Here is a 25,194-nt window from a genome sequence, read left to right on the forward strand (position 1 = left end):
CCGGGACAATGCCTGTATGCGGTGTCTTCGGCGTGCGTCGTGGGTGGCCGGGGCGGTGCTCGCCCTTGCCCTCACGTCGTGCTCGTCTCCGGTGGTGAGCGTCGAGGAGTCGGACACGGAGGTCAGGCTCACGGCGACCATCGACCGGGTCGGGCCCATGGGCAGTGAGGACGACTGTGCCGACAGTGCGCGGGTCGAGCTCCGGCGACCGCTGGGCGAGCGCGTCGTCATCGACCAGTCATCGGGAGAGCGCCGGGACGTGGCGGCACCCGACTGACCGGACGCTAGTCGTTGGTCGCCAGGGCGAGCATCCGCAGGCAGGACTCGATCGCGACGTCGTTCCACCGGTCGGGTCGGCCGAGCATGTAGTGACCGAGGAGGCCCATGTCGACCAGTTCCGCGCGGGCGCCATCTGCGCGTGCCCGCTCGACGAACCGACGGGTGTGCGCGAACGACGTGATCCGGTCACGCCGTCCATGAGCGGCGATGAGCCCGCGGCCTTGCAAAGTGCGTACGGGGTCCTCGTTCGACCACCACGGGGCCAGGCCCACGACGCCCGTGACCGACGCGTCGTCGGCGACGTGGACGGCCACGCGTGCACCCATCGAGTGCCCGAGGAGGATGACGGGCGCGCCGCCGTGGGTCGCGCGCACCTCGTCGAGCGCCCATCGCGCGTCGGCGAATCGGTCACGGCCGCCGTTCCACCCACGCTCGCGATAGCGCAACAGCCACACGGCCGCGCCGGCCTCGGCTGCGCGGCCCGTGATCGCGCGCGCCATCCACGCGCTGCGCTGCCACGAGGCACTGCGGCCGTCGACGACGTCGTGGGACCGCGGCTTGCCGCCGTGCAGCATCAGGATGACGGCCGACGGCCCGCTCGACGTGTCGTGTCGGGTCAGCGAGGGTGTGGGGGCGTTCACGATGCCTCTTCGGAGTGGGACGCTGCGGCGATGGGTCGCGGCTGGAGGTGCGCGACGCCGACTCTCACCTCAGCAACGACCGGAGCGCCTGGATCGTGTCGGCCTCGTCGGCGGGCTTGGCTTCCACGCCGACGCGGTAGCGCTTGACCCGGGCGAACCGCAGCGCCACGCCGCCCGGGTAGCGGGAGCTGCGCTGCACTCCGTCGATGGCAATCTCGACGACGATCTCTGGGCGGAGGGTGAGGGCCCAGCCGTTGTCGTCGACGGCGAGGTCGGGGAACGTCTCGGTCTGCCACTTGAGCAGTTCGTCGGTGAGCCCTTTGAACGTCTTGCCGACCATGACGAACCCGCCGGCCGGACCGAACTCACCCTCGGGGTCGCGGGCACCAAGATGGAGGTTCGAGAGCCAGCCCTTGCGCCGGCCCGAACCACGCTCGACGCCGAGCACGACGAGGTCGTAGGTGTGCACCGGCTTGACCTTGACCCAGTTCTTGCCGCGTCGCCCGGCGGTATAGGTCGAGTCGACCGCCTTGATCATGACGCCCTCGTGGCCCGCGGCGAGCGCTTCGGTCGAGATCCGCTGCGCGACAGCGGGATCGGTGGTCACCTCACCTGCGATCCGGTATGCCGGTGCGATCCGTTCGAGGGTCGCGAGCCGTTCGCGGAGGGGCCGGTCAATGAGGTCCTCACCGTCGACGTGGAGGACGTCGAAGAAGCGCGGCGCAAGCACACGTTGCCGCTCTGCTTCGGCAGGGTTGGCGCCTTCGGTGCTGCCGAATCGGCTCATGGTGTCCTGGAAGGCACGCGGCGACCCGTCGTCGTCGAGCATGAGGGTCTCGCCGTCGAGAATGACCGACTCGACCGGAAGCGACAGAGCGACCTCGACGATCTCCGGAACGCGGGAGGTGATGTCGGCGAGGGACCGGGTGAAGACTCGAACCTCGGAACCGTTGCGGTGCACTTGGATTCGCGCGCCATCGAGCTTGTGCTCCACCGACGCCTCACCGGTGACGGCGAGGGCCGCAGCCACGTCCGGCGCGGTCGAGGCGAGCATCGGTTGGACGGGTGTGAGGACTGCCAGGCCCACGGAGGCGAGGGCGTCGGGCGAAGTGAGGCCGAGCTTCACGGTGCCGGCTAGGGACCCGCTGAGCATGACGGCGCGACGGACATCGGCGAGAGGGAGGTCGAGGGCGCGGGCGAGGCCGTCGGTGAGGACGCCCTCGAGCGCACCGGTGCGCATCTCGCCGGTCATGGCTCGGACGAGGTGCTCCTGCTCGGGTGCTGTGGCCCGTTCGAAGAGGCCGACGAGTGCGTCGTTGCGGGCGCCGACCGAGCCCGCGCCGCCCAGGCCGGAGATGCCGTCGAGCACTTCGTCCACATCGCTCACGGTGAGGGAGGGGGTGTCGGCAGGGGCCGCGGCGTCACGGGCTCCGAGGACGGTGCGGTAGCCGAGGCCGATCGAGCCCTGGTGCAGCCGCCCGAGGAGCAGTCCGACCGCGGCTTCTGCCTCGTCTGGGCTGAGGTCACGCAGGATCTCGGCGAGCACCTCGGTCTTGGTCGTTCGCGACCGGGTCGCCGCGAGAGCGGCGGCCGCGTCGACAAGGCGAGCGAGCGGCATGCCGGAGCCGCCGTCCCGGAGGGGAGGAATGGGCGAGTTGGGGACGTCGTCAGGCATGGCGCTGCGCCTGCCAGTCGGAGTCGAGCATGGCGTAGGCGTAGCGGTCGACCCAGCCGAGTTCGGCGTGCAGGGCATCGCCGCGTTGGTGTGACTCGCGGGTCATGCCGACGCGTTCCATGAGTCGCCACGACGCCGTGTTGTCGGCGAAGCAGTCCGCCTCGACGCGGTGCAGGCCGAGGTCGTCGAAGCAGACACCGAGGGCAGCACGGAGCGCTTCGGTGGCAAGGCCGCGACCGTGTACCTCGGGATCCATCGACCAGCCGAGATTGGCCCGGGTCGCGCGTGCCTGCTCGGCGACGTCGGTCTGGGCGTAGGAGTCGAGGACGCGCACGTGCAGGTCCATCACGAGGTGGCCGTCGTGCTCCACGGCCATCACGGTCGCGAGCTTCTCGGGAGCGCCGAGGCGATCGAGGTAGGTCCCCAGCTCACGCGAGGGGTTCGTCATCCACTGCGCGACATCGGGTCGGCGGCGCCACCGAGACCACGTGACCTCGAGATCGGCGACGGTGGCCGGGCGCAGGAGCAGTCGCTCCGTGCGCACCGGCCAGTCGACGTCCTCGAGCGAGGGCAGGTGCCGGACGGTCACTCCGCCGCGGGCTGCTCGCCGGCGATGTTGACCATCCAGGCGATGCCGAAGCGGTCGGCACACATGCCGAACTCGTCGCCCCACATCTGCTTCTCGAGCGGAACCATGACCTGGCCGCCGTCGGAGAGCTTGTCCCAGTAGCCCCTGAGCTCCTCGGCGTCGTCACCGGAGAGGCTGATCGAGATCGAGGAGCCCTCGGAGGACGGCATGCCGGGAGGGGTGTCGTCAGCCATGAGCGTGAGGCCGTTCGGGGCGACGAGCTGGGCGTGCATGACGCCGTCCGCGACGGCCTCGTGGTCCGGGTTGCCCTCCGCGAAGTCACCGAAGGTCGAGATGGTGTGCTCACCGCCGAAGACCGAGGCATAGAACTCGATCGCCTCGCGCGCGTTGTCCTTGAACTGGATGTAGGGATTCAGTGTCGTAGCCATGGAGCCGACGCTAGACCCGCCTGCCGACAGCCGGTACCCCCACGAAGCAAACGACTTATTGCCCCGTTGGGACCGGCTCGCTGGCGCTCGCCCGTCCCAACGGGGCAATAAGTCGAACTACTTGCCGTGGCGGCGGTAGGCGTGGATCACGGACGGACGGGGCTGGCCGTCACCGCGGTAGGGGAACTGCGAGATGACGTTCTCCGGCGTCGCGCCCGAGACCTCGCCCGGGTGCTGCACGGCGACGATGACCGAGTTCTCGTTGATGATCGTCGGGCCGCACGTCTCGGCACCGACCGGCACCGAGAGGAACTGCTGGAGCTTGCCCTTGTCGGCGCCCTCGAGCGGCATGACGTAGAGCGCGTCGCAGTAGTTGAGCGTGCCCGGCATACCGTCGGTCGAGATCCACAGGTTGCCCTTGGCGTCGAACGCGACGTTGTCGGGGCAGCTGATCGGGGAGACCTCGGACTTGTCGTAGCCGTTGAAGTACGTCTCCGGGTCGGACGGGTTGCCGGCCACGAGGACGATCTTCCAGGTGAAGGTGAGGGCGCCGTGGTCGCCGCCGTCCTCGGTGAACTCCGTGACGTGACCGTGCTTGTTGGCCGCGCGCGGGTTCGCCTCGTCGATCTGGCCGGGCGTGCGGGCCGTGTTGTTGGTCATCGCGGCGTAGATGCGGCCGTTGACCGGGTTCGGCTGGACGTCCTCGGGGCGGTCCATCTTCGTCGGGCCGACCTTGTCGGCGGCGAGGCGCGTCCAGATGAGGACCTCCTCGACCGACATGCCGGGGACGTGCGAGACGCCGTCGACGATGAGCGGGAGCCACTGGCCGGTGCCGTCGTACTCACCGTCGGCCGCACCGTCACCGGCGAGCTTGGCGACGTAGAGGTCACCCTCGGAGAGCAGCCGCATGTTGTGCTTCTTGTCGCCCTCGCGATACGTGTCCTTCGACAGGAACTTGTAGATGTAGTCGAAGCGCTCGTCGTCACCCATGTAGGCCGCGACGCGGCCGTCAGCGGTGAGCGTCGTCGTCGCACCCTCGTGCTTGAAGCGGCCGAGGGCGGTGTGCTTGACCGGCGTCGACGTCGGGTCCTGCGGGTCGACCTCGACGATCCAACCGAAGCGGTTGACCTCGTTCGGCTCGGCGACGACGGAGAAGCGGTCCTGGATGCGCTCCCAGCCGCGGCCACCAGAGGTGATGCCGTAGCGCTTGAGCTTGCCGTCCGCGTCGGGGGCGCCCGTGGCGTTGAAGTACTGGTTGAAGTTCTCCTCGCCGGAGAGGTAGGTGCCCCAAGGCGTCTCGCCACCGGCGCAGTTGTTGAGCGTGCCGAGGATGCGCTCACCGCGCGGGTCGTCCGACGTGCGCAGGTGGACCGAGCCGGCCGCCGGACCATCCACCGCGAACGGGGTGTCGGTGTGGATGCGACGGTTGCGCTTGCCACCCTGCACCCAGCGCCAGGGGCTGTTCGCGTTGCGGCGGGAGACCTCGGTGATCGTGATGCCGTGCGCGGCCTGGATGATCTCGAGCTGCTCATCGGTGAGCTGGGCGGCCGACGGGGCGCCGCGGAACATCAGCTCGTCGTTGGTGTACTCGTTGTTGAACGCCAGCAGACCCTTGTGGGCGCCGTTGTTGCCCGCACCGCCCTGCATGAACTGCGTGTAGTCGCAGTTGTAGCCCGCCTGCTCGCGCTGCGCGGCCGGCGTCTGGTTGTCGAAGTCGAAGGCCGGCGTGCCGGCGAAGAGCGGGTCGCCCCAGGAGATGATCGGCGCCCAGTCGAAGCCCTCGGGGACCTTGACCGCGTCGACGGTGGCCGGGGTCGGCGCGATGCCGGTGAACCCGAGCGCGCTGCCCTTGGCAGAAGCCGCACCAGCAGCGGAAGGCGCAGCCGACGGCGCGGCGGCAGCGGACGGCATACTCCACGCCGTCAGGCCGACCAGAGCGGCACCGGCACCACCGGCGCGCAGCGCGGCGCGGCGGGAGACGCCCGCGGCGACGAGGTCACCGAAGTACTCGTTGTCGGAGGTGTTGGGCACCGGCTGGTCGCAGGCGTCGCCACAGCGGTACTGACACGTCATGGAGCTGCGGCCGCCCTCGTGCGAGCGGGTGAAGAGGGGAAGCAGGCGTGCGGGAGTGGTCACGTCAGGGTCCTTCGTCAGGGAAAGGATGGGTCAGGCTTGCGCCAAATCCCGACGCTAGGGAGGCGCCGCGCCCGGGGGCGGACGCTGCGGTGAACAGCGGATGACGCCTTGTCGACGAAGGGCCGCCGCCGTGCGGCGTCGTGCGTCGCCGTGCGTCGCTGACCGGCCCGGCAGCCTCAGGCGACGCGCAGAATCCCCGAGTCGACCATCGAGCGCAGCCCCTCGTCGACGATGCGCGCGGCGTCGGGGTGCTCCCCGAGTTCGGCGATGACACGCGCGAGCAGATCGGTGACCGTGATCGGTGAGGCGCTCGCGACCCACGCGACTTCGCCGACCGGCCCGAGCCGCATGAGGTCCGTCCCCTGCAGGACGACCGTGCCTCCCTCGGCGTGCACTGCGTCGGTCCAGGGCGCCCGCGCGATCCGTGTCTCCTCGCTCCAGTTCGCGGTCTCCGCGTCGGTGGGGAGCGTGGCCGGCGCGCTGGTGGCCGCACCGGGGGTGCTCGTCCACGGCTGCCGCTCGAAGCGTCCCGCGTCGGTCGAGAAGAGGTCGCGGATCAGCTCGACGCAATCGCCAATCTCGTTGTAGCGCAACACATATGGCCCACCCGCACCGCTCGCCAGAGTCGCCAGTCGATGCAGTGGACGCTCGACGAGCGGCATCGACGAACTCTCCTTCGTCACCGCGAGGAGCGCGTCGGCCAGCGTCAGTTCCGCGAGTTCCGGCACCTCGTGTGCGGGGTCGCGTTCCAGGACGACAAGAGCGTGCAGGTATGCCGTCTCGCCCGCCTCCCTGAGACCGAGTTCCCTCGGGCTGTGCTCGTCCTTCACCCACCGGCGAGCAGGGTCGACCACGGTCGAGATCGGCTTGGGGTAGGGGGCGATGCGGCCGTCGGGTTCGATGGCGATCGTCTCGTCGGAGAGGTAGCCGAAGTGCTGGCCCAACGTCCGAGCCGCTGTCGACTTGCCCGTGCCGGACGGCCCGACGAGGGCGACGGCGCGGTCGCCCACGCTGAACCCCGCCGAGTGCAGCAGGACCGCGGACCCGACCCGACGACGAAGGGAAGCGATCGTGATCGCCCGCGACACGGCATACGGGTCGGCATCGGTCACGACGAAAGGTTCGACGCCGTCGTCACCGGACGACGCGCTCGGGACGCGGCACCACTCCCACAGGACGTGCAACCGGTCACGGGCGTCGTCGGCGATCCCTGTGGTGTCGAGACTCCACCGCGCGCCGAAGGCGTCGATGACGTAGTCCCGGGTCACGCGCGCCATCCTCGCAGGTCGCGCCGACTAGAGTCGGTGCATGGCTCGCCCGCACCTCGCCGCGCTCATGGAGGACGCGTGGAACCGTCGCAAGAGCGACATGCTGCGCGAGCGCGGGTGGGGGACCAAGATCGTGCCGCACACGGGCTACGGCAGCGTCGGGTTCGTGCGCGTGCTCGCGCGGGTCCTCATGTCCCGCGAGCCGATGCGCGCCTCGTCGGGTGACGCGGCCGGCACCGTGCAGTCGCTGAAGTCCGCGGAGGACGAGACTCGCGGCTGGCGAGCGTTCATCACCGCCCCGGCCATCGACGTACCCGTGACGATCCGTATCGGCGAGCGCGAGATCGACGGGCGCACCGACCGCTCGGGCCTCGTCGACATCACCATCAACGGGCACGGCCTCGGACCGGGGTGGCACCAGGTCGAGATCGAGTCGCCCCTTGCGCGACCGCGCAAGGCCGCCGTTCTCATCATCGGCACCCGGCAGACGTTCGGCATGGTCAGCGACATCGACGACACCGTCCTGTCGACGTCGCTGCCGCGCCCGGTCATCGCCGCATGGAACACGTTCGTCAAGGCCGAGGGCACGCGCCGCCCCGTCCCGGGCATGGCGACGTTCTATCGCCACCTCACCGACTCCCACCCCGGTATGCCGGTCATCTACCTCTCGACGGGCGCCTGGAACACGGCTCCCTCGCTGACCCGCTTCCTGCGGCGCAACGGCTACCCGCCGGGGCCAATGCTGCTCACCGACTGGGGGCCGACGCACACCGGCTGGTTCCGGTCGGGGCAGGACCACAAGCGGTCCGCGCTGGCTCGACTCGCCCGCGAACTCCCGCACGTCAAGTGGCTGCTCGTCGGTGACGACGGCCAGAACGACCCGAAGATCTACACCGAGTTCGCGGCCCGCCGCCCCGACAACGTGCGGGCGCTCGCGATCCGGCAGTTGAGCGTCGGCGAACAGGTGCTCCAGAACGGCATCCCCGTCTCCCACGACGACCTCGTTCCCGCACCGACGCAGGACATCAAGGCGCCGGTGCTGCGTGCGCCCGACGGCTTCGCCCTGGCGCGGCTCGTGGGCCCGATGCTGGACAGGGACCCGATCGACCCCGACCCCGAGGTCGGCGCCGCAGCCCTCGAGGCGTCCGACATGTGGGGAGTGTGAGCGGACGTGCCCGAGTTGCCCGAGGTGCAGGCGCTGGTCGACTTCCTGTCGACGCGGGTTGACGGGCTGGCCGTCACGGGCGTCGAGCTCGGCTCGATCTCGGTGCTCAAGACGTTCAACCCGCCGCCCGATGCCTTGGTCGGGGCGCCCATCGAGTCGGTGACGCGGCACGGCAAGTTCCTCGACCTCGACTGCGGCGGAACGCATCTGGTCTTCCACCTCGCCCGCGCCGGGTGGCTGCGCTGGTCCGACGCGCTGTCGTCGACGCGGCTGCGGCCGGGCAAGTCGCCGATCGCGCTGCGGGTGCGCCTGTCCGACGGGTCGGGCTTCGACCTCACCGAGGCCGGGACGAAGAAGTCGCTCGCGGCATACATCGTCTCTGCTCCCTCGGACGTGCCGGGGATTGCCGCGCTGGGACCCGACCCCCTCTCGGATGCGTTCTCGCTCAACGCTTTTCGCTCACTGCTGAGTGGGCGCAACGCTCAGATCAAGGGAGTGCTGCGCGACCAGTCCAATATCGCCGGGGTGGGCAATGCCTACAGCGACGAGATCCTGCACGTCGCCAAACTGTCGCCGTTCGCGATGGCGGCGAAGCTCGACGACGAACAGACCGAACGCCTGTATGCCGCGTTGCGCGAGACGCTGTCCGCTGCGGTTCTCGCGGCGTCGGGGAAGCCGGCCGCCGAGCTCAAGGACGCGAAGCGGGCGGGCATGCGGGTGCACGGGCGGACCGGTGAGACATGTCCTGAGTGTGGCGATGTCGTGCGCGAGGTGTCGTTCGCGGACTCGTCGTTGCAGTACTGCGCGACGTGCCAGACCGGCGGCAAACCCCTTGCCGACCGCCGCACCAGCAAGTTCCTCAAGTAGTAGCGACTTATTGCCCGTTTGGGCGCGGTCTCGGGGCGGCGAACCGTCCATGGGAGACGCCCAAACGGGCAATAAGTCGAACCTTGACCGGGGACTGACTCCCGGTTCACCGGATCGTCGCGTGGGATTCCCTCGGACTGCGAGGCGGTTGCCCGCCGGTGGACAATGGCCGCATGTGCAGCTACTGCGGTTGCCGCGACATCGGTCCCATCGGCCGGCTCCACGAGGAGCACGTCGTCATCATGAACCTCATGGGCGAGGTGCGGCGTGCGGTCGAGCGGGACGACCTCGCCGGCGCAGTCGCCCACCTCGAGCGACTGATCCCGGTCCTTGCCGTCCACGATGCCGTCGAGGAGGTGGGTGTGTATCCGGCCATGTCGGCCGTGCCAGCGCTCGAGGACAAAGTGGCGGTGCTCTTCGACGAACACGACGACCTCGACGGCACGCTCGACAGGGCGCTCGATGCCCTGCGCGACGGTGGCCCGGGCGCCATCGACTGGCCCGGGGTTCTGGGTGCCTTCGACACCCTGTGGGAGCACATCGACCACGAGGAGAACGGCATGTTCCCCGCAGCGGCCATTGCGCTCGATCCGCAGCAGTGGGAACACGCCGAACAGGTCCGACGCGACGTCGAGCGCGGGACCATCGCGTCGCATCACCACTGACCACGCTGCCGTCGACGCCTCGGCGGGGCGGGGTAGCGTCGGGTGTCATGAGTGACTTCGCACAGGTCCAGGTGACCGACCTCGCCGACGACGCCCAGATCCTCGACATCCGCGAGCAGGACGAGTGGGACCGTGGCCACGCGCCCGGCGCCGTCCACATCCCCATGAGCGAGCTTCCGGCGCGAGTCGACGAGCTGGCTCCCTTCCTCGACCGCGACGAGCCGCTGGTCGTCACCTGCCGCAGCGGTGGCCGCGTCTCGCGGACCCTGCCGTGGCTGGAGCAGCAGGGCTACGAGGTCGCGAACCTCGATGGCGGCATGCGAGCGTGGCACGCGGCGGGCAAGCAGATGGAGACCGCCGACGGCAGCGCGCCGCAGGTCCCCTGAGTCACAGAACCGGCTCGCGAGCCGATTCTCACGTCGCGAGCCCGATCAATGAGGCTCGCGACAGCAGACCCGGCTCGCGAGCCTGATCCCCTACCGCTCCCACCGCCCACGAACGAAGGCAGCACGATGAGCATCAGCTTCGGCAACGTCGGCATCGCCGTCCGTGACCTCGACGCCACGATCACCTTCTTCACCGACCTCGGGCTCACCGTCCTGGGCACCGACGAGATCAGCGGCGAGTGGGCGGCGACGGCGGTGGGACTCGACGGCAATCACGCGAGGATCGCCGTCCTCCAGACTCCGGATGGCACGGGCCAGCTCGAGTTCTTCGAGTACATCCACCCGGACGCCATCGAGACCGAACCGACCCTGCCGAACGAGATCGGTATGCACCGGGTCGCCTTCTGGGTCGAAGACATCGAGGCGTCCCTCGCGATCGCGGCCCGGCACGGGTTCCACCCGCTGCGCGGCGTCGCGAACTACGAGAACAGCATCCTGCTCACCTATCTCCGAGGCCCGAGCGGCATCCTGTTGATGTTCGCCCAGAAGGTCGCGACCGACTGACTGTCGCGCGGACGGCCGGTGATCACTGCGGGAGCGGTTGCAGCGCCGCCGTGAAGCGAATCTGCGATGCATCGAGCCACGGCTCGACAGCTTCGAGCACGGCATCGCGCGTGGCCCGGTCCAGCACGGTCACGCCGACCTCGAGCTGCCCACTCGTGACATCGCCGCCGGTCGAGAGCAATCGCCCACCTGCCATGTCGGCCAGCGCGTCCTGCGCAGCCCGGACGTCGGACTGAGTCGGTAGGTCGCGCTGCTCCACACAGAGTCCGCCGGGCCATACCGTGCGCAGTTCCGCGAAGACGGCCTCGGCGTCGCCCCGGACGAGCACGTTGAAGAGGGAGGACCCGTCGGACACCCACGAGCCGATGTAGCCGTCCAGGCTCTCGAGTCGCATGGTCAAGGCGTTCTGCTGTTCGGGTGAGCCGGCCCCGGAACGGCCACCGGCATACGGGTCCTTGCAGAGTTGCGGGAAGTCCATGTCTGCCGGCGTCGGCGGGGTGACTCCAGCAGTCGGGGTGAGGCTCAGTGGCCGATCGAGCGTGAATGTGTTGGCCGTCTGGTCAAAGTGGCCGACGGCCCAGATAGCGTTCGTCCACGTGACACCACTGGCGCGCTCGGGCTTCAGGGTGTCCCAGTCGACGTCGCCGACGATGCGCGGCCCGCCGCACTGTGGCGGATAGGACTCGGCGACGCCCCCGATGCAGAGCTCGATCGGGCCGTCGCCGACCTTCTGCATGAGCATGCCCTGACCGACGAGGAGGTCATCCGGGCCGGTGATCGGCACGGTCGGCGCGGGGGTCGACGACGCACCCGGGGACAGGTCGGCGGTGCCGCAGCCGACGAGCCCGGCGGCGAGGGTCCACGCGGTGAGGGCGAGGACCGAGGAGTGGCGCAGGCGCTTCATGTCCCTTGGACGCGGCGGTGAGTCGATCCGTTCCCGGCGAGCGGACGGCATACCGGGCTCTTGGCCTGTATGTCGTTTCCGCGAGACTCGCGCAGACAGCGCACGGCGCGACACGGCATACACGCATATTCGGATGTATGCCGTCCGCTCTAGATTTGTGGATACGGTGCGATCGTGGATCCGATCCGTAACCCCTATGCCCCGGGCGCGGGCCAGCGCCCGCCCGAGCTCGCGGGTCGCGACGAGCAGCTCGATGCCTTCGAGGTCGTGCTCGAACGGGTGCGTCGCGGGCGGCCCGAGCGGTCGATCGTCCTCACCGGACTGCGCGGTGTCGGCAAGACCGTGTTGCTGAATGCGTTGCGGTCAGCGGCTGTTCGCGCGAAGTGGGGGACGGGCAAGCTCGAGGCGCGACCCGACCAGTCGCTGCGTCGCCCGCTGTCGTCGGCGCTGCATCAGGCCGTCCGCGAGCTCGGGCACCCGAGTGACTCCGAGGTGCAGCACGTGCTCGGTGTCATCAAGGCCTTTGCCCAGCGGGATGCCCCGGCGGGGGCGAAGCTGCGCGAGAAGTGGAACTCCGGGATCGATGCGCCGGCCGCTTCGGGGCGCGCCGACTCGGGCGACATCGAGATCGACCTGGTCGAGCTGCTGACGGATGTGGGCGGCTTGGCCTCCGACACGGGCCGCGGGATCGCGGTTTTCATCGACGAGATGCAGGACCTCATGCCCGACGACGTGTCGGCGCTGTGCGCGGCGTGCCACGAGATCTCGCAGTCGGGGCTTCCGGTCATCGTCGTGGGGGCCGGACTGCCGCACCTGCCGGCGGTGCTGTCGGCGTCAAAGTCATACTCCGAGAGGCTTTTTCGCTATTCACGCATCGACCGGCTGCCTCGCGCGGCCGCCGATGCGGCGTTGGTCGTGCCGGCCGAGGAGGAGGGTGCGGCGTATTCGGCGGACGCGTTGGACGCGATGTATGCCGCGACCGGCGGCTATCCGTACTTCATCCAGGCCTATGGCAAGGCGGCGTGGGACCGGGCGCCGCAATCGCCGGTGACGGTGGACGACGTGCGGGTCGCGGCGCCCGAGGCCGAGGCGGAGCTGGCGGTCGGGTTCTTCGGGTCGCGCTTCGAGCGGGCGACGCCGGGGGAGCGGGAGTACCTGCGGGCGATGGCCGACGTCGCTGTCGCGATCGCCGAGAGCGAGGACGAGGAACTCGACGACATCGAGTCGGTGCCGACGTCGGACGTGGCGGCCAAGCTGGGGCGCAAGCCCCAGTCGCTGTCGCCGGCCCGGGATGCCCTGCTCAAAAAGGGGCTCATCTACTCCGGCGAGCGCGGGCGGATCGCGTTCACCGTGCCGCACTTCGGAAGGTATCTGCGCGAGCAGACCGCCTGAGTCATGGATGGTGTCAGCGGGGAGCGATTTTGAGACTTACCCGTGAGTTCGAGACACGTGAGACAGGTGGACCACTTCCGCGGCGAATTCTGAGACGCCAGCGGAGGATTCTGAGATCGCGGCTAGCTACATCCCCATCTGACGGTTGATCGCAGTGGCCCCGATCTCGACGGCGAGGTCTCGGCCGGCGTTGCCGAGGTAGTTGGCGGACTGTCGCAGCCAACCCTGGCGCTCCGTGTCGGGCTCTCGCTCCGCCGCTTCCTCGAGTGCCTGCACGATTTGATCCGCCATGGTCTCGGCTGATGGCCATGCTCCGACCGCCCGTCGGGCGTGGCCGGTAGGTTTCCCAATCAGGCTTATCCCTCCTGAAGCGCGCCGATCAAGCTTGGTGATGCACGGCGGAGTCTCCCCCTCCAGTGCGTTCAGCGCACTCTCAACCTGATCCCCGGTCAGTCCTGACTGCCGGACGATCTCGTTCGGGCTCATCACGCGGCCCGTACGCTCGAAGACCTCCACAATGGCAGTCAGCACGGGAAGGTCACGATGCGGCCAAGTCTCTTCCATGACCACATTCATGCAGTTGGCAGTGACAGTCACCGCAGGGGGAGCCGCAAGGGCATGCTGGCGAAGTGAAGGAATCGACTGGGTTGGATGCTAGAGACGGCGACCCGCGTGTTAGCGCGGCGGTCGAGGAGTTGCGCGCGCTTCTTCGGTCCTTTGACGACGTCGAGCCGGATTTGATGGACGAGCGCTTCTACGCCCACGCGTACAACGAGCTGGATCTTGCGGGCCGCGCGATCATCGACGCATTCGACCGAGAAGGACGGTCAACGGGCGACTGCACCCACGAGTAACAGCCGGCGCCGGACGCCGAGTGTGATCGGCGTCTACGGTGGTAGCGAAGATCGCCGTGGCTCGTGTGCCTCGCGGTTGATCCACGGAAAACATTGCCAAGTAGGCCTTGGATTGCTCGAAAGATGAGGAACTGTGCACCCGTCGTCCGAAATGCCCGACGGCCGCGACGACGGCGAAATCCAGGCCTCGGTCGGCAGCGAGGGCGAGCTATCGGAGCTGCAGCCTGACGCTGAAGGCGCCGAGCAGACGGTCATCGCGGAGGTGGCCCCGGGCGTGGCCGTCGTCTTCGGACCACCCCCGCTCGACCTTGAACTCGTCGACACCGGATTCGTCACGTCAGCTGATCTCACTCAGCTGTCGAACGTCCTCTCCGCGATGGCTAATACGGCCACCGTGGCCGGCAACGTAGGTCAGGCGCTGTCAACCCTTCAAGGGCTATACCGCGTGAATGACGCCACGCAGGCGCTGCTCGCATCTGGAGCCAAGCTTGCCGTCAAGGACGGCGCAAATCTCGGGACGATGCTCACCTCCGAGGGCTTGAAGCAGGCGCGGTTCATCCCCGTTACCGGACTGACAGCCGCACAGACGGCGGCCGCGATCGGGCCTGCTGTTGCCACGATCGCCCTGCAAATACAGCTCAGCGAAATCAGCTCGCTCGTGAAGACGAACGTGGTGCTGACCCGGCAGGTTCATGAAGGGTTGGAGCGCGATCAGCGAGCGGAACTCGCGGGCCTCGTGGCCACGATCGACCGGGCGATTGCCCGGGCCAAGGAGCTCGAATCCGTCCCAACATCCCTCTGGGACACGGTGGCCGGCTCAGAGGCAGCGCTGTGGAAGCAACAGGAACTTCATCGTGACAAGGTGCGCCACCACGTCCAGCAAATCGGCTCCGAAGACCCACGAGCCAGAAGTGACTACCTGCGGTTCAATGCGCAGAGCATCGCCCTGGACACGACCGCCCTCCTGTCATCCCTCAAGGCATGGACCGGCCTCCAGGCACTCCACGCAGGGAAGGCACGCACAGCGGGACGAGACGACCCCGACGAACAGCGTTTGGTCGAGGTAATCGCTCGGGACACGCGCACTGAGGTCGAGTCCTCGATGATCGAGATCAAAACGCTCACGGACGCACTCACACGCGAACTGCGGCTCGTGGCCAACCTCCCCGGCCGCCAGACGTTGTCGCAGTCACTCCCACGCGCCCGCTCCGAAGCGAAGGCCGCTAGGGGGACCGCAGCGAGTCTGCTCAAGTCGGTCAGTCCGCTCGCCGAGGCACTCCATCCTCCGCCGCCACCGCTGTCTCCCCCAAGGGTGATCTGCATCGAGGATGGCGTCGACTTAGCTCCGTTCCTGAGAGTTTTGCGATGGTTCTTGGACGACGACGAGGTCATTCAGGCAATGGGGATGTCCGAGCGGGAGCCTGCTGGTCGCGTCGTCGCCGAGGCCATCGGCAAAGCTCGCGAACGCTTGGCCGCCGCCCGTGACAGGATGGTTTCCAGAACGCTCGTCGTGCTGACGGACCGCCGCTTGCTGACAGCGGACTCCGATGCCTTCCTGGAGGAAGGAGCCATCAGCCATGACTTCCCCATGGAACACATCCGGTATGTACGCCGTACGACTGCTGGCACGAGTGACGAGCCTTCGCTGGTCGACCTGACGACTAGAGATGCGGATGTTCACCTGCGGTTCACAACTGCCGCGTCAGTCCAGATCAACGCACTGGTGTCATTGCTCGCCCAAGCGATGAACCTGCCCGAGCTTGAGCGATCCGCGCTCCTGGAAGGCGGGTCGGTGGAACGGGAGGGGCAGCAGATTGCAGGTTCCGGCGAACCGCCGGAGCCCTTCGCGGCCGAAGAGGGGAGCAGTTTGGGCGAGTAGGGCCTTGTCTCGGGACGGGGACGACCGCGACCTTTAGGGTTGCGATCAGTGAATACCGGTAATGACGTTCCGAAGTTGGCGGCAGAGCAGCGCGCACGCGTGCTGATCGACCGCCAGCTTGCTGATGCCGGGTGGTCGGTGCAGGACCAGGGGAACCTCGATCTGATCCATCACGAGGCAGTCGCCCGCCGCGAGGTCGTGATGAAGCAGGGCCACGGTCGTGCTGACTACTTGCTTTACGTCGCCAGGAAGGTCGTCGGCGTCATAGAGGCCAAGCCTGAGGGCACAACCCTGTCCGGCGTCGAGTGGCAGTCCGCGATGTACGCCACGGGGTTGCCAGTTGAGGCGCAGCTCAGGGCGATTACCGTGGATGGTCGGCTGCCTTTCGTCTTCGAGGCAAGTGGCTCAGAGACGCACTTCACCAATGGGTACGACCCCCACTCCCGATCGCGACGGCTGTTCAATTTCCCGAAGCCCGGCACGTTGGCGCAGATCATCCGTGACGCCGAGGCCGATCCTGAGAACCCAACCTGGCGCGCCAAGGTTCAGCACCTCCCGTCGCTCGATGAGGCACCGCTGCGGCCCGCGCAGATTACGGCAATCAAGGGCATCGAGAAGAGCCTCGCTGACCAACACTTCGACCGGTCACTCGTCCAGATGGCCACGGGTGCGGGCAAGACCTTCACGGCCGTCACCGCGGCGTACCGGCTCCTGAAGTTCGGCGGATTCCGCCGCATTCTCTTCCTCGTCGACCGCAACAACTTGGCTGAGCAGACGATTGCCGAGTTCCAGAATTACCGCACCCCGGACGACGGACGGCGCTTCACCGAGATCTACAACGTCGACAAACTCACCGGTGCCGGGATGCTCGGTTCCTCGAACGTCGTCGTCTCAACGATCCAGCGCGTTCACTCCGTCCTCCGGGGCAACGTGGTCACGGATCAGGACGACCAAGGCATCGACGACTATGTGCCTGATGCGCCCGTCACCGTGACGTATTCGAACGGGATGCCACCAGAGGCCTTCGACCTGGTGATAGTCGATGAGGCGCACCGCTCCATCTATGGCGTATGGCGCGGGGTGCTGGAGTACTTCGACGCCCACGTCATCGGGCTCACTGCCACTCCAGGCAAGCAGACCTTCGCCTTCTTCCGGCAGAACCTGGTCTCCGAGTACACCTACCCTCAGTCCGTCGCAGACCGCGTGAACGTCGACTTCGACCTTTACCGGATCCGCACCCAGATCAGCGAACGTGGCGGCGCCATCGAGGCCGGCACCATCGTCCCCAAGGTCGACCGCCGCACGCGCAAAGAGCGGCTCGAGGCGATCGAGGAGGACTTCGAGTACACGCACAAGCAACTCGACCGTGCTGTCACTGCCAAGTCCCAGATCCGGACCGTGCTGGAGACATTCCGCGACCGGCTCTTCACGGAGATCTTCCCGGGCCGCACCGCCGTCCCGAAGACATTGGTCTTCGCCAAGGACGACGCCCACGCTGAGGAGATCGTCACCACGGTCCGAGAGGTCTTCGGAAAGGGCAATGACTTCGCCGCCAAGATCACCTACGCCGCCCGCGACGCCAAGGGTCAACTCCAAGCCTTCCGCACCTCACCCTCTCTGCGCATAGCGGTCACCGTCGACATGATCGCCACCGGCACCGACGTCAAACCCCTTGAGTGTGTGTTCTTCATGCGAGACGTTCGCTCCGCGCAGTACTTCGAGCAGATGAAGGGTCGCGGCGCCCGCACCATCACCCCCGCCGACTTCCAATCGGTCACGCCTGACGCCTCGGCCAAGACCCGGTTCGTCATCGTTGACGCCGTGGGCGTAACTGAGCACGACTTCGTCGACCCACCGCTCAACCGGGAGAAGGGAGTGTCCCTCAAGAAGCTCCTGGACAAAGCCGCGACCTTGACGCTCACCGAGGACGAAACAGCCACCCTGGCCTCCCGCTTGGCCAAGCTCGAAATCCAGCTGACTCCTCCGGAGCGGGCCGAGCTCGACGAGGTCGCCGGCGGCCCGGTACGGGACATCATCCGACGACTCGTCGACGCTGTGGACCCCGATGTACAGGCCCAGGCCATTCAGGGCGCTGCGGACCCGGAGGCCGCACGCCGCGATCTGTTGGAGCGGGCAATCGAGCCGATTGCTGCAAGCCCGGAATTGCGAACCAGGGTCCTTGAGCTGCGCGCCGCACACGACCGCGTCATCGACGAGGTCAACAAGGACGTCCTTCTTGACGCACACGGGGTCGTCGACCCCAACCGCGCCAAGTCGGTCGTCGACTCCTGGGCGCAGTACCTGAAGAAGCATCGAGACGAGATCACCGCGATCCAACTCGCGACCGAAGCCAAAGTGCTGCGCGTCCCCTTCGCTGACATCCAGGAACTCGCCGATCGCATCGCCCGCCCGCCGTACAACTGGACACCCGACATCATCTGGAATGCCTACGAGAGCCTTGACGTCGGCCGGGTCCGCCACAGCGACCGCCACACCCTGACTGATCTCGTCTCACTGCTCCGCTATACCGTCGGGCTCGACAACGAGCTGGTCCCCTACGCATCACGCGTTCAGGAGCGGTATGCCGCATGGCTGGCTCAACAGCAGCAGGCTGGGACGACGTTCTCGCCCTTGGAAAGGTGGTGGCTGGATCGCATGGTCGACGTGATCGCATCCTCCGCCGGCATCACGACCGAGGACCTTGATCGCTCTCCCTTCACCGACAAGGGCGGCGTCGACGGTGCACTCCGCGACCTCGGAGATCGAGCCGGCGACCTCCTCGACGAACTCAACACGGAGCTCACCGCGTGACTTGGCAGCGCGTCGCGTTCAGAGATCTCGGGCAGTGGTTCGGTGGGGCAACGCCGTCCAAGGGCAACCCCGCATTCTGGACCGATGGGTCGATCCCGTGGCTCAGCCCGAAAGACATGGGGCCGGTGGTGCTGGCAGGGACGCGGGATCACATCAGCCAAGAAGCACTCAGCAGATCCAGTGTGAGGGTCGTCCCGGCCAACGCCGTTGCCGTCGTCGTGCGCTCGGGCATCCTCGAGCGAACGTTGCCGGTCGGTCTCGTCCCGTTCGAGACGACCCTCAATCAAGACATGAAGGCCGTGGTCTCCAGACCAGGAATCGACCCGCGTTGGATTGCTTGGGGCTTTCGAGCCTTCGAACGTGAACTACTGAGCACCACACGCAAGGCTGGGACAACCGTGGCGTCGATCGAAATGCCTCGGTTCCAAGGCTTCCAGCTCCCGGTCCCAGCCCTAGCCGAGCAGAGGCGAATCGTCGACATCATCGAAGGTCACCTCTCCGGCCTCGACGCTGCCGATAGCGATGTAGCCGCAGCGGCGTCTCGAGTCACGGCTCTTCGTCGTGCAGCCCTGGAGTGGCACTTCGGTCTTCGAGGGCCAGTGACAACCCTCGGGGAGTTAGCCCCGACCATTTCCGCCGGGAAGTCCTTCGGTGCCGCCAACGCTCCAGCAAAGGTGGACGAATGGGGAATCGTCAAGGTCAGCGCAATGACGTGGGGAACGTTTGACCCGAACCAGAACAAGGCGGTGCCAGCCGAACTCGTTGACCCCCGATACGAGATTCGCCCCGGTGACCTCCTCGTGAGTCGTGCCAACACAAGCGAGTACGTGGGAGCAAGCGTGCTTGTTGGCGAGGTCCGCCCCCGACTCCTTCTCAGTGACAAGAGCCTGCGAGTCACCCCAAGGTCCGGAGTGAAATCCGAGTGGCTGTGGCGCGCACTTCAGGCTCCGTCCGCTCGGCGGCAAATTTCGGCGCAGGCGACGGGCACGAAGGACTCAATGCGCAACATTTCCCAGGCTTCGCTCAGGTCGGTCCGTCTACCTTCCATCAGCTTGGATGATCAGGAAGTTGCCTTGGAGAACTACGCCCAAGTCGAGGCTGCGACCACCCGTCTGGCACACGCCATCTCTGCGCAGCGGGCCCGTACAAGCAAGTTGAAGCGGGCAGTGCTTGCTGCGGCGTTCGAGGGAAAGCTGACGGGACGGCGTACAGACGCAGATGTGGTCGAGGAGTTGGCTGATGTCTGACCTCAAGTTGTTCCGGATCGCCGGTGGGGTCGCCAGCGAACTGGCGAGCTCCTCTGTAGCGCTTGAACGCTCCCTTCAGACGTTGATCGAGGTCAACATGGAAGCGCTGTTTGGTGTGCGGCTCTTGGCGTCGGAATACTCCACCGGTGTTCGTCACGGTGGACGGATGGACTCACTCGGCATTGACGAGAACGGTAGTCCGGTGATCTTTGAGTACAAGCGCGCGATCAACGAAAGCGTGATCAATCAAGGCCTGTTCTACCTTGATTGGCTCATGGATCACCGAGGCGATTTCAAGGTCTTGGTCCTCGAACGTCTCGGTGCCGACGCCGCGGCGGGCATCGACTGGCGCAACCCCAGGCTGATCTGCGTGGCCAACGGTTTCACCAAATACGACGAGCACGCAGTGAACCAGATGAACCGAAGCATCGACCTCGTTCGCTACCGAGACTTCGCGGGAGAGCTGCTCGCCCTCGAACTCGTTCACTCCTCACGAGTGGATGCCCAGACCTCGACCGGTGCCCCAGAAGTGACGCCTCCACACACCGAAACCCAGCCCACTACCTACAAGACGGTCAGTGAGTTCTTGGAGCAAGCGCCGACAGATTTGAAGGACCTGTACGGCGAACTAGATGACTACGTAAGCGCACTCGGTGACGACGTCACCCAGAAGACGCTGAAGTACTACATCGCCTACCGACGGTTGAAGAACTTCCTTTGCGTTGAGGTGCTGAACCAGCGGCGCGAACTGGCGCTCTACCTCAAGGTGAATCCGGACACCGTGGACCTCATCGACGGGTTCTCGCGCGACGTCAGTCAGATCGGACACTTCGGCACCGGCGACCTCGAGGTTCGTGTCAAGGACTCCGACTCCCTGGCCCAAGCACTCCCCTTGGTCCAGCGGTCGTACGAGGAAAGTTAATGTCGAGTCGGGCCCCGTGGATTTCGCTGTCGGAGACGCAGCGAATCATGCCGGACGAACAGCACTACGACTCCACGGTCGAGAACTTTGAAGCCTCGGGCGCAAGCGAGTTCGACGCCGTGTGGTCGCTCGAGAACGTCCCTGTGGCCAGTGTGGATCCACTCCAACTCATTGATGACCCAACCGACGAGACGGCCCGGACGAAGGTGCGGTCAATCCAGCAGGCCATTCGGCAAGACACCTTCCTCCCCCCCGTCTACGTCCTGCACGTCCGAAGGGCTTTTCCGTACTTCCTGATTGAGGGTCGCCATCGCTACAGCGCGGCGCATGAGGAGCAGATCCCGCTCCTCCTCGCCTGGGTGGCACATGTGGAATGCGTATGCCCTCCCCACGAGGATGAAGGTGATATTTCATGAGCAACGACTCGCGAAGACTGGTCGACAAGCTCTGGTCGTACTGCGACGTACTTCGCGATGACGGCGTCGGCGTCATCGAGTACACCGAGCAACTGACCTACCTGCTCTTCCTCAAGATGGCGGACGAGCGCGCCACCCGGAAGCTCAAGCCGCAGCGGATCGTTCCCGAGGAACTCTCTTGGCAGAAGTTGTTGGATGCGCAGGGCGACCAACTCGAGTTCGAGTACACACGGATCCTGAATGGGCTGGCGCGCCAGCCGGGCGTGATCGGCACGATCTTCCGCAAGGCCCAGAACCGGATTCAGGACCCGGCCAAGCTCAGGCGCCTTGTCGTTGACCTGATCGGCAACGAGAACTGGTCTCAGACCGGCACTGACATCAAGGGTGACGCGTACGAGGACCTGCTGAGTAAGGGTGCCTCGGACAAGGGTTCAGGGGCCGGTCAGTACTTCACCCCACGGGCTCTCATCGAGGCGATCGTCGACGTTATTAGGCCGATGGTGGACGACACCGTGGTCGATCCTGCGTGCGGAACAGGTGGCTTCCTTTTGGTGGCGCACGAGCACGCTGAGCAGGGTGCCGAATCGATGACGCCGACTCAGAGGGCGAAGCTGCAGGACGATCTCGTCCGCGGCTACGAACTCGTCGACGGCACTGCCCGGCTCGCGGCGATGAACCTTCTCCTGCACGGGATGGGAACGGCGGACGGCGACTCCCTCATCGAGGTACGCGATTCCTTGATCGCGGACCCCGCGAAACGTTGGTCGGTGGTGCTTTCGAACCCGCCCTTCGGCAAGAAGTCAACGCTGACGATGGTCGGCGCTGACGGGCGCGAGGTGCGCGAAGACCGGGTAATCGAGCGGCAGGACTTCGTCGCCACAACTAGCAACAAGCAACTCAACTTCGTCCAGCACATCATGACGATCCTGGACACCAATGGGCGTGCCGCCGTGGTCTTGCCTGACAACGTCCTCTTCGATGGCGGGGCTGGCGAGACCATCAGGCGCAAGCTGCTCACCGACTTCGACCTGCACACCATGCTCCGCCTGCCGACGGGCATCTTCTACGCCCAGGGCGTGAAGGCCAATGTCCTCTTCTTCGACAAGAAGGTCGCGCGTCCCGGCAACCCGTGGACCGAGCGGCTCTGGGTGTATGACCTGCGGACCAACAAGCACTTCACCCTCAAGCAGAACCCGCTCCGGCGCGCCGACCTCGAGGACTTCGTCACGGCATACAAGCCTGGGAAGCGCGACCAGCGTGAGGAGAGCGAACGCTGGAAGTCGTTCACCTACGACGAGATCACGTTGCGCGACAAGGCCAACCTTGACATCACTTGGCTGCGCGATGAGTCGCTTGAGGACCTGGACAACCTGCCCTCGCCCGACGTCCTCGCCCGCGAGATCGTCGAGGATCTGTCGGCAGCCCTCGCCGAATTCGAGTCAGTGGCAGCGGCTTTGGAGGAGCAGCTGAGCCAACCCCGCTGAGAACTCTTCCGACTGGCGACGATTACCGGTATGTTCGCCTGACGGCTCGTCACGCCGGATCCACGGTGGATCGACAGTGACCACGTGCGGACCTGACCAACCCGACCGTGGGGCTACATACCCTCTGGCCCAGCTTGATGAAGTTGAAGAGCCGGAGGAAGAGATGGTCGAGGAGCAGCCGAGTGGCGCCCGTCGTGGGCGACCACGTTTGCACGCGATCCCGAACGACTGCCCTGTCCGGGTGGAGCTACGGCTTGCTCCGGACGTGGCCCGTCGGCTCTTCGCCGTCGCGGCGGACACGGGGCGCACCCTCAGTGCCGTTGGTGAGTCCGCGCTCAGCCAGGCACTGCCTCAGGAGCGCGCCATGTGAGCGTGCTCGGGCAACTTCTGGGAGTCCGTAACCCCCCAGACACGACGAAAGCCGGGCGGCTACCCGGCTTCGGCGCGAAACGCGGCAAGTGCCGCGCTCAAATTCTGACTACCAACCCGAGGGCTTGACTGCTGCCATTGTGGCGATCGAACACGCCTGCGTCAACGGTGCGCTCCTCGGTGAGAGGAGCAACAACATGCGCAAACTCGACTCGTCCGTCCCTCACAGACTGGGCAGGCGTACAAACTTCATTCCAGCAGTCGGTGGCACCGTGGCTCTCTGGGCCGACGTGACGGACACGTCCATGGATGCGGATCGAGCCGCCGAGGTGGCGAGAGCTGCGACGGCGACGGTCCTCACGGCGGATGTTGCGGGCCACCCGGCCGTCAGCACCGCCGACATGGCCACGCTCCCCCATCTGGAGCCAGACCAGCTCTTCGCCGTTCGGCGCCCGGCCTCCCACAAGGGCATGACGAACTACATCTCGCGGATGGCCGTCCCCAGTCGGCGTCACGAATCCAAGGCGGTGTGGTGCGAGAGCTTCAACGAGCTCAGCAACCTTCGAGACCTGCTGTTGACCACGCTGCCCGTGCAGATCACGACGCAGCCGTTTCGAATCGAGTGGGTCTTCGCGTCGGGCATCCGCAGCCATGTACCGGATTTCCTTCTGCGCTACGCGGACGGACGAACGCTCCTGGTAGATGTCACAACCGAGAGCAAGATGGAGGACCCGCGCCTGGCGGCGATACTCCGTTTGACCCGAGCATCGGCCGAGGCCATGGGTTGGGCATACCGGGTGCGCACCGAGCTGTCCCCGCAGCGGGTGCGGAACATCAACTTCATCCACGCGAGCCGTCGCGACACGCTACAGGAGCGAACAACGGCGGTTCGGGTCCTTCGTCAGGCCCACGGCCCCGTTGACGTGCAGCGTGCGAGTGAGCTGCTCGGGGGCCGCCCCCAGGGCTATGCCCGCTTGTGGGACCTGATGGCGCATGGCTTGGTCCACGTCCCGCTCGAAGAGCCGATCGATCTCGACACAAGGATCACGTTCAGCTGCCCCCGGGTTGCGTCATGACGCCGCGGGTGACGAGCCGCACGGACCGACGCAAACCGCTGGGCATCGGTCACGAAATCGCCACCACGACTGACTCTGCCAAGGTCGTGGGTGTCACACGCGATGCTCAGGGTCGAGTTGTCGTGTGTCTGGACTACGGTGATCACCGGACCCGCGTCCCTTGGATTGAGCTGGCAAAGAACGCGCTGTCGACGCGCCCGGCGAACGCCTCGGACATCCTTGATGAACATCCCTCCCCGCTCCCCCGGAGGTTCGGTCCGGGCATGCGCGCGGCTCTCGAACGTCTTCTCGCGGAGGCAGCGGCATGACTCGCCTGCCTTTGGCGCTGGCGCCACTCGACGACGAGTCTTGGCCGTCGTACCTGACCCGTCGTGCCGGCCAGCACCAGACGACCGTCGCCGAACTCGGGACTCACCTTGGCCTGCGCGATCGGCGCGGTCGGTGGCCTGGTCGCTTCGGCGTCGCGATGGGCGGCACTGATATCGAGAGGGTCGCCTCGGTTCTCGGTCTTGCGCCCTTGCGGGTGGAGCGAATGCAACTCGCGGCGTATGACCAGCTCGCCTTCGACCTCGGTGGCCTAGCCCACGGCACCGCCATCGCGGGCACACGAGCAGCGGCGCACACAGCTTGGGTCTGGCTCGCAGGAACCTCGTTCTGCCCGCGCTGCTTGGCCGAGGACGGCGGTGCGTGGAAGCTGAGCTGGCGGATCCCGTGGATCACGACGTGCCAGCGACACGACGTTCATCTCCATGGGGCCTGTCGCAGTTGCGGTGGTGTGCCAGGGCTCGGGAACAGCCTTCATGGGTCGGCGCCGCCCCGCGTCGCTGCAGCACCGGACGGTCGTTGCTGCCCTCACCCCGAATCAGGAGGGCGTGTGTGCGGGGTTGACCTCACCGCCCAGCCGACATTGTCGGCGAGCCCAGATCGGTTGCGGCGAGCCAAGATCATGGCAGAGCTCGTGGCTGGCGGTCGCGGTCATATCGCTGGCGCAGAGACGACCTCGCTGCAAGCCCTCCGAGGATGGCAGTCGGCGATCGGCCTCGCCGTCGGTCTCGGAGTGGTTAATGCCAACGGTTGGGGGCGCACTCACCGTTGGGCCAACCCTCCTCGGGATCCTGACCTGATCGACCGCCTGCTCAAAGCGGTGACAGAGCCCCGGGGAGTGGTGGGGTTTGGG

24 protein-coding genes are annotated in these 25,194 nt (G+C 66.7%); 16 read left to right on the plus strand and 8 right to left on the minus strand.

Going from position 1 to position 25,194, the window contains the following annotated elements:
- Nucleotides 1-16: 16 nt before the first annotated feature.
- On the plus strand, nucleotides 17-277 hold the full coding sequence (locus N803_RS10750; RefSeq protein ID WP_156969744.1) for a hypothetical protein: 261 nt from the start codon (nucleotides 17-19) through the stop codon (nucleotides 275-277).
- Nucleotides 278-284: 7 nt separating this feature from the next.
- Here the strand turns inward: N803_RS10750 and N803_RS10755 are convergent, their stop codons facing one another.
- From N803_RS10755 to N803_RS17530, 6 genes are all read right to left on the minus strand, one after another.
- Nucleotides 285-920, minus strand: a complete 636-nt coding sequence (locus N803_RS10755) for an alpha/beta hydrolase (RefSeq protein WP_245617174.1) — start codon at nucleotides 918-920, stop codon at nucleotides 285-287.
- Between the two features lie 64 nt (nucleotides 921-984).
- Nucleotides 985-2,538, minus strand: a complete 1,554-nt coding sequence (locus N803_RS10760) for an ATP-dependent DNA ligase (RefSeq protein WP_035905179.1) — start codon at nucleotides 2,536-2,538, stop codon at nucleotides 985-987.
- Between the two features lie 49 nt (nucleotides 2,539-2,587).
- Nucleotides 2,588-3,184, minus strand: a complete 597-nt coding sequence (locus tag N803_RS10765) for a GNAT family N-acetyltransferase (protein WP_245617176.1) — start codon at nucleotides 3,182-3,184, stop codon at nucleotides 2,588-2,590.
- Nucleotides 3,181-3,612: a VOC family protein gene (locus N803_RS10770; RefSeq protein ID WP_035904962.1), complete on the minus strand. Its 432-nt coding sequence runs from the start codon at nucleotides 3,610-3,612 to the stop codon at nucleotides 3,181-3,183. Before N803_RS10770 ends, N803_RS10765 begins: the two co-directional genes overlap by 4 nt.
- A 117-nt stretch (nucleotides 3,613-3,729) precedes the next feature.
- Nucleotides 3,730-5,748 carry a PhoX family protein gene (locus N803_RS10775; protein ID WP_035904965.1) on the minus strand — a complete coding sequence of 673 codons (2,019 nt, stop codon included), beginning with the start codon at nucleotides 5,746-5,748 and terminating at the stop codon, nucleotides 3,730-3,732.
- A 176-nt stretch (nucleotides 5,749-5,924) separates the two neighbouring features.
- Nucleotides 5,925-7,016, minus strand: coding sequence for a hypothetical protein (locus tag N803_RS17530; protein ID WP_052112163.1), 1,092 nt, complete (start codon nucleotides 7,014-7,016; stop codon nucleotides 5,925-5,927).
- Between the two features lie 40 nt (nucleotides 7,017-7,056).
- Here N803_RS17530 and N803_RS10785 point away from each other — a divergent pair, with 40 nt between their 5' ends.
- The 5 genes from N803_RS10785 (at nucleotide 7,057) to N803_RS10805 (ending at nucleotide 10,663) form a co-directional block, all read left to right on the plus strand.
- The gene (locus tag N803_RS10785) at nucleotides 7,057-8,181 is read left to right on the plus strand and encodes an App1 family protein phosphatidate phosphatase (protein ID WP_035904967.1); all 1,125 of its coding nucleotides are present in this window, start codon (nucleotides 7,057-7,059) and stop codon (nucleotides 8,179-8,181) included.
- A 6-nt stretch (nucleotides 8,182-8,187) separates the two neighbouring features.
- Nucleotides 8,188-9,048: an Fpg/Nei family DNA glycosylase gene (locus N803_RS10790; protein WP_035904970.1), complete on the plus strand. Its 861-nt coding sequence runs from the start codon at nucleotides 8,188-8,190 to the stop codon at nucleotides 9,046-9,048.
- A 173-nt stretch (nucleotides 9,049-9,221) separates the two neighbouring features.
- Nucleotides 9,222-9,713, plus strand: a complete 492-nt coding sequence (locus N803_RS10795) for a hemerythrin domain-containing protein (RefSeq protein WP_035904971.1) — start codon at nucleotides 9,222-9,224, stop codon at nucleotides 9,711-9,713.
- Between the two features lie 47 nt (nucleotides 9,714-9,760).
- Nucleotides 9,761-10,099, plus strand: a complete 339-nt coding sequence (locus tag N803_RS10800) for a rhodanese-like domain-containing protein (protein ID WP_035904974.1) — start codon at nucleotides 9,761-9,763, stop codon at nucleotides 10,097-10,099.
- Between the two features lie 126 nt (nucleotides 10,100-10,225).
- Complete coding sequence (locus N803_RS10805) at nucleotides 10,226-10,663, plus strand: VOC family protein (protein WP_035904977.1); 438 nt, start codon at nucleotides 10,226-10,228, stop codon at nucleotides 10,661-10,663.
- Nucleotides 10,664-10,685: 22 nt separating this feature from the next.
- Here the strand turns inward: N803_RS10805 and N803_RS10810 are convergent, their stop codons facing one another.
- Nucleotides 10,686-11,567: a hypothetical protein gene (locus tag N803_RS10810; RefSeq protein WP_035904979.1), complete on the minus strand. Its 882-nt coding sequence runs from the start codon at nucleotides 11,565-11,567 to the stop codon at nucleotides 10,686-10,688.
- Nucleotides 11,568-11,741: 174 nt separating this feature from the next.
- On the opposite strand from N803_RS10810, the gene N803_RS10815 reads away from it, so the two are divergent.
- Nucleotides 11,742-12,959, plus strand: a complete 1,218-nt coding sequence (locus N803_RS10815) for an ATP-binding protein (RefSeq protein WP_035904981.1) — start codon at nucleotides 11,742-11,744, stop codon at nucleotides 12,957-12,959.
- A 126-nt stretch (nucleotides 12,960-13,085) separates the two neighbouring features.
- On the opposite strand, the gene N803_RS18345 is transcribed toward N803_RS10815, so the two are convergent.
- Complete coding sequence (locus N803_RS18345) at nucleotides 13,086-13,235, minus strand: hypothetical protein (RefSeq protein WP_156969745.1); 150 nt, start codon at nucleotides 13,233-13,235, stop codon at nucleotides 13,086-13,088.
- 353 nt (nucleotides 13,236-13,588) lie between these two features.
- On the opposite strand from N803_RS18345, the gene N803_RS10820 reads away from it, so the two are divergent.
- The 9 genes from N803_RS10820 to N803_RS19200 form a co-directional block, all read left to right on the plus strand.
- Nucleotides 13,589-13,813: a hypothetical protein gene (locus N803_RS10820; RefSeq protein WP_035904984.1), complete on the plus strand. Its 225-nt coding sequence runs from the start codon at nucleotides 13,589-13,591 to the stop codon at nucleotides 13,811-13,813.
- 133 nt (nucleotides 13,814-13,946) lie between these two features.
- The gene (locus N803_RS10825; RefSeq protein WP_156969746.1) at nucleotides 13,947-15,692 is read left to right on the plus strand and encodes a hypothetical protein; all 1,746 of its coding nucleotides are present in this window, start codon (nucleotides 13,947-13,949) and stop codon (nucleotides 15,690-15,692) included.
- 48 nt (nucleotides 15,693-15,740) lie between these two features.
- Nucleotides 15,741-18,503, plus strand: a complete 2,763-nt coding sequence (locus tag N803_RS10830) for a type I restriction endonuclease subunit R (protein ID WP_035904985.1) — start codon at nucleotides 15,741-15,743, stop codon at nucleotides 18,501-18,503.
- Nucleotides 18,500-19,750 carry a restriction endonuclease subunit S gene (locus N803_RS17535; protein WP_052112165.1) on the plus strand — a complete coding sequence of 417 codons (1,251 nt, stop codon included), beginning with the start codon at nucleotides 18,500-18,502 and terminating at the stop codon, nucleotides 19,748-19,750. Before N803_RS10830 ends, N803_RS17535 begins: the two co-directional genes overlap by 4 nt.
- Nucleotides 19,743-20,672, plus strand: a complete 930-nt coding sequence (locus N803_RS10840) for a DUF5655 domain-containing protein (protein WP_035904987.1) — start codon at nucleotides 19,743-19,745, stop codon at nucleotides 20,670-20,672. Before N803_RS17535 ends, N803_RS10840 begins: the two co-directional genes overlap by 8 nt.
- Before the next feature lie 47 nt (nucleotides 20,673-20,719).
- Nucleotides 20,720-21,088 carry a ParB N-terminal domain-containing protein gene (locus N803_RS10845; RefSeq protein WP_169743079.1) on the plus strand — a complete coding sequence of 123 codons (369 nt, stop codon included), beginning with the start codon at nucleotides 20,720-20,722 and terminating at the stop codon, nucleotides 21,086-21,088.
- Complete coding sequence (locus N803_RS10850; RefSeq protein WP_035904991.1) at nucleotides 21,085-22,572, plus strand: type I restriction-modification system subunit M; 1,488 nt, start codon at nucleotides 21,085-21,087, stop codon at nucleotides 22,570-22,572. Before N803_RS10845 ends, N803_RS10850 begins: the two co-directional genes overlap by 4 nt.
- A gap of 674 nt (nucleotides 22,573-23,246) precedes the next feature.
- Nucleotides 23,247-24,017, plus strand: coding sequence for a TnsA endonuclease N-terminal domain-containing protein (locus N803_RS17540; RefSeq protein WP_169743080.1), 771 nt, complete (start codon nucleotides 23,247-23,249; stop codon nucleotides 24,015-24,017).
- 304 nt (nucleotides 24,018-24,321) lie between these two features.
- Nucleotides 24,322-25,194: TniQ family protein (locus tag N803_RS19200; RefSeq protein WP_169743081.1), on the plus strand; the 873-nt coding region annotated here is incomplete at its 3' end.

It is taken from the genome of Knoellia subterranea KCTC 19937, assembly GCF_000768685.1.
GTDB lineage: Bacteria > Actinomycetota > Actinomycetes > Actinomycetales > Dermatophilaceae > Knoellia > Knoellia subterranea.